General features: G+C 60.7%; 4 protein-coding genes and 1 pseudogene. 1 reads left to right on the top strand and 4 read right to left on the bottom strand.

Going from position 1 to position 4,394, the window contains the following annotated elements:
• The 4 genes and pseudogenes from FG154_RS21275 to FG154_RS20085 form a co-directional block, all read right to left on the bottom strand.
• A partial coding sequence (locus FG154_RS21275; RefSeq protein WP_222120590.1) for a hypothetical protein occupies positions 1–181 on the bottom strand: 181 nt, incomplete at its 3' end.
• Between the two features lie 9 nt (positions 182–190).
• Positions 191–1,363, bottom strand: a complete 1,173-nt coding sequence (locus tag FG154_RS20075; protein WP_145111827.1) for an AAA family ATPase — start codon at positions 1,361–1,363, stop codon at positions 191–193.
• Positions 1,360–2,733, bottom strand: coding sequence for a DUF262 domain-containing protein (locus FG154_RS20080; RefSeq protein WP_145111830.1), 1,374 nt, complete (start codon positions 2,731–2,733; stop codon positions 1,360–1,362). The genes FG154_RS20075 and FG154_RS20080 overlap by 4 nt, the downstream gene beginning before the upstream one ends.
• Positions 2,734–2,854: 121 nt before the next feature.
• Positions 2,855–3,127 (bottom strand): annotated as a pseudogene (locus tag FG154_RS20085) (integrase core domain-containing protein); the annotation flags it as partial.
• Positions 3,128–3,246: 119 nt separating this feature from the next.
• Between FG154_RS20085 and FG154_RS20090 the strand changes: the two are divergent.
• The coding region (locus FG154_RS20090) for an IS5 family transposase (RefSeq protein ID WP_145111834.1) at positions 3,247–4,394 on the top strand (1,148 nt) is incomplete at its 3' end.

The raw sequence follows: 4,394 nt of genomic DNA on the forward strand, positions 1-4,394 counted from the left end.
CGTGGGTGGCGCGAGCGAGGCAGGCCAAATCCAGCCTTTTGCTGTCGAACTTCGGATACCCAGCTTCGCGTAGCTCATCATCGAGCTCGATCAGCGCCTCGAGACGCCCTATCAACGCCTCACGCGCCACCTCTGGCGGCGGATAATATCGTTCGACGCTGTGGATGAGGTTTGCTGGCATGTTTGACCGTCAGACCTTGGCCTGAGCGGCTATGGCTCGGCGAGCCTTCATCATCTCGGCCAAGTCTGCGCCCTGCTGATCGAAGAAGCCGGGTGGCCAACTCGTGAGCTCGGCTGCCTTGTCCATTGTGATCGGGTGAAGGATGGGCTGGCCCGGGCCCTCTCCGAGCGACAGGAATACAAAGTTCGCATCATCGTGCGGGATGATGTCCCGCAACACAGCTAGGCGGACACCGTTCAGGACATTCTCGCTATGGGTCTCGACAAGGACCTGAACGCCCGCCGAGGCCACCGAGGCGAGGAAGATTCCAATTGCGGTCTGAGCGCCGGGATGGAGGTGGGCCTCAGGGTTCTCGACGATCAGCATCGTTCCTGGAGCCGCGAGCAGCCCACTCACGACCACCGGCAGGGCATAACTGATTCCGAAGCCCGTGTTGGCTGGGGGAAGTGCTTTCGCCGTCGCGCCCCGCCGGCCGATCGCCATTTGCACCCGATTAAGATCAGGATGAGGCGTCGTGAAAATCTGTGCTCCCGGCACCATCCGCCCCATCCAGGCTTCAAGCTGGACACGAAAGAGTTTGGATTCAGGTTCGATACATAAGGTCGGCGCTACGATGCGGCTCTCCGCCTCTGCCTGAGAAATCGCGAAGGCCGTGAATTCACCTTCGTATCCAGTGGAGGTGAAGAGCTGGTCGGCCATCGGCTGCAGGTCACGCGGACCGACCCGCTCTGCGACGAGGTAGTGAAATTCTCGTTGGAAGATTGAGAAGACGCTCGCGCGCTCGAGCAGGTCCTCCGACGCCTCTACGCAAGCAATACTCGTCGTTGGCTTGGTAGTGCTCGCCTCGAAGCCACACATGATACATTCGGTGTCGTTGCTGGACACTCCCAGAACAACAGTGTCAGAGTCGATGTCCGCGTTCGTGAGTGTGGCACTATTCCCTAAGCTGAGCCTATACGTGTCATTGAGATGAATACTAAAAAGCTGACGCTTCCCATCAGTACGATCAACGGCCCCGGCTAGCAGACGGGCTTGATCGCCAGCCTGACGGAGAAGCAGCAACGCCTGAATCACGCTCGACTTGCCGACACCATTTCCGCCGCTCAGCACGGTAAGCCGTTTGAGTGGTATTTTCACTTTCTGGAAACATTTGAAATTAGTCAGGTGAATGTCGTTAATCATCCGATATGCTCCGTGCAGAGGGTTCGAGCCTTTTCGAACGCATAGAGCAACCGACGCCGATCATTCGTTCCAAACGAGACGCTGTCATAATAGTTGGAGTCCCCGTCGAGTTCTTGAGCAACGATCTCGGCAAAACTCCCGGGCTTGACCGTCTGAACCTCCGACTCTTCCAGCTCGGCTAGCACTACCGACCAAGTCGTAAACAGAGAGTTGTTCATAAGCCTGCGTCGGGCACCCGGGAGAAGGTCATTCGGACTGCATTTCCGGAATGCGAAGGCGCCGAAGAGGTGCGAGCTATTGCGCATGCCGCGCTCGAAGGCGGGGACCAGTTTATCGAACGCGCCCGGATTGCGATTGAGCGTCTCGATCGTTTGGTCGAGAAAGCGCTCCATGTTACCGGCATATGGCGCCTGATACTCAAGGTCCGACAGTCGGAACGCCGCGAAGCGAAGCGCGATCTCCTGATCCTGCATGCGCACGGTGCCCACGCTCGAGCAAGTTGCCGCCAGAAAGTCTGGTGACCGGGACAGGCTGTGCAAGAGCTTCCGTGTCTCCGGCGACGACATGCAGTTGCGGATTTCCTGAGCGTTGAGCGGCCGACCGCCCTGATTAATACGTTTGAAAATATCGAATTTTACGTCTACCGGCGTCTGGGCATCGATGATGTTCATCATGATCTGCGTCTGCATAATCCGCTTTCGGTAACGCTGGTCGATGCAGCGCCCCGGATCGTCGTGGCGGAAGACCTTGCCCTCCTCGTCCTTAAGATACTCCAGTTCGCGCAAACGCAGTTTGTTGTCGAGGAATTGCTCGATGACGGTGAGCCGCTGCAGTCCGTCGACCACCTGCAGGCGTCCCTCATAGTCCTGGGCGAGGTAAAATACTGGCAGTGGAATGCGCAGCATTATCGATTCTATGAGTCGCGACCGGGCGCCAACATCCGTCCACACAAATTGGCGCTGGAAATCGGGCGACAGGTTGATGTCGCCGTCCTTGATCATGTCGTAGACGAGGCTGATATTGAAAGGCTTCGTGTCGACTCGGATGAACTCCGGATCGTAGGGGAAGGGCTCGGACGAGCCGTCTGCGGATTCCTCAGTGACCTCTATGCCCGCAGCCTCTTGGATTGATCGCTCCGCGAACGCCTGTATGAACGCTTCGCCGATCTCGTCCGGCGTCGATCCGATATCCCCGGACATTTCGACGCCCACGATGCGGCCGGCTTCCGTCGTGGTGATCGTAAGTTCATGCAAAACGTCTTCCGCGGTCCAGCGGCAAAGCCCGTCGGACTGCGACTTGTCCAGTCGCAGTCCGACAGATGCTGGTTCTCCCGACGCGAGGCGGATACGAATTTGCAAGGTGTACTCCAACAAAGAATCTGACCGATATATATCGGCAGCGTTCGAAACAATCTACCGCCCTGCGTGTACAGCGGGCGGCAGCTAAGGCCCGCGTAGCCGACCCTGGTTTTGCCCCCGTTTCACCGGACACTCAGGCGTTTGCGGTTTGGGCTGCGATGAACTCGCGGGGCGAGCGCATTTTCAGCCCTGAATGCGGGTGGTTTTCGTTGTAGTCCTCCATCCAGGCGCCGATCAATCCGAGAGCGGTCTGTGCGTCCGGCAATGGCGTCACCTGGACGTAATCGCGCTTCAGCGTCTTCACGAAAGCCTCCGAGATGCCGTTGCTCTGCGGGCTCTGGACCGGGGTGAAGCAGGGCTTCAGACCGAGTTGGCGGGCGAAGATCTGGGTGTCCTTCGCGATGTAGTCCGGCCTGAACAACACCGAAGTGGTTGATTCAGTGCGTGAAAGCCGAGGTTTCTGTCGCCATGGCCTGCAGGATTTCTTAGGATTCGGTCCAGAACCCTGCAATTCCGGTCCGTCGCATGAAGCACCGTCCCCGTCCACCCGAGCAGAACGATCTCTTCCGGCCGCGTCTTGTCGACATGATCGACATGCGCCACGAGCTGGTCACGCTGGCGGGGCTGATCGACTGGGAGTTCTTCGAGCGCGAATGGGCCGGGTTCTTCCCGTCCACTACGGGTCGTCCGGCGACGTCGCCGCGGCTGGTCGCTGGTCTGCTCTATCTGCAGCACGCGTTCCGGCTCTCGGACGAGGCCGCGGTCGCCAGGTGGGTGGAGAACCCGTACTTCCAGCACTTCACCGGCGAGACCTTCTTTCAGCACCGTCCGCCGATCGACCCCACCTCGCTCACCCGCTGGCGGAAGCGGATCGGGGAAGAGGGCGTAGAATGGCTGCTGACGAAGACCATCGAGGCGGGTCGCAAGTCCGGCGCGGTCGAGGACGCGAGTCTGGACGAGGTCGCCGTCGACACGACGGTCATGGAGAAAAACATCGCGCATCCGACGGACTCCCGGCTCTACGAGCGGGCGCGGCGCCAACTGGTGGATCTGGCGCGCGAGGCCGGGATCGAATTGCGGCAGAGCTACGCGCGCCTCGCGCCGCGGCTGGCGACGCAGGTCGGCCGCTATGCGCATGCGAAGCAGTTCCGGCGCATGCGCAAGGCGTTGAGAACGCTGAGGGGTTACACCGGCCGCGTGATGCGGGACATCCGGCGGCAGTTCGACGAGATCCCCGAGGGACCGCTGCGCGAGCAAGTGCTCGACAAGCTCGCATTGGTGTCCCGGCTGCTCCACCAGCGGCCGAAGGACCCGGGCAAGATCTATTCGCTCCATGAGCCTGAGGTCGACTGCATCTCGAAAGGCAAGGCCCGCGTCCGCTACGAGTTCGGCACCAAGGTCAGCATCGCGACCACGCTGAAGGGCGGGTTTGTGGTGGGCACGCGCTCGCTGCCGGGGAACCCTTACGACGGCCACACCCTCGGTGAGGCGCTGGAGCAGGTGGCCATCCTCACCGGCCGCCCAGCCAAACGCGCCGTTGTCGATCGCGGTTACAAGGGTCACGCCGTCGAGCACACCCATGTCCTGATCAGCGGCACCCGCCGCGGGCTGACCCCGGCGCTGGCGAAGGCGCTCCGACGGCGCAGCAGCATCGAGCCCGAGATCGGCCACAT

Origin of the sequence: Cereibacter sediminicola, from assembly GCF_007668225.1 — a bacterium.
GTDB lineage: Bacteria > Pseudomonadota > Alphaproteobacteria > Rhodobacterales > Rhodobacteraceae > Cereibacter_A > Cereibacter_A azotoformans.

What these genes read in the sequence shown, in the direction of transcription:
- FG154_RS20075 (WP_145111827.1), bottom strand. Translation starts at nt 1,363, where the DNA reads ATGATTAACGACATTCACCTGACTAATTTCAAATGTTTCCAGAAAGTG.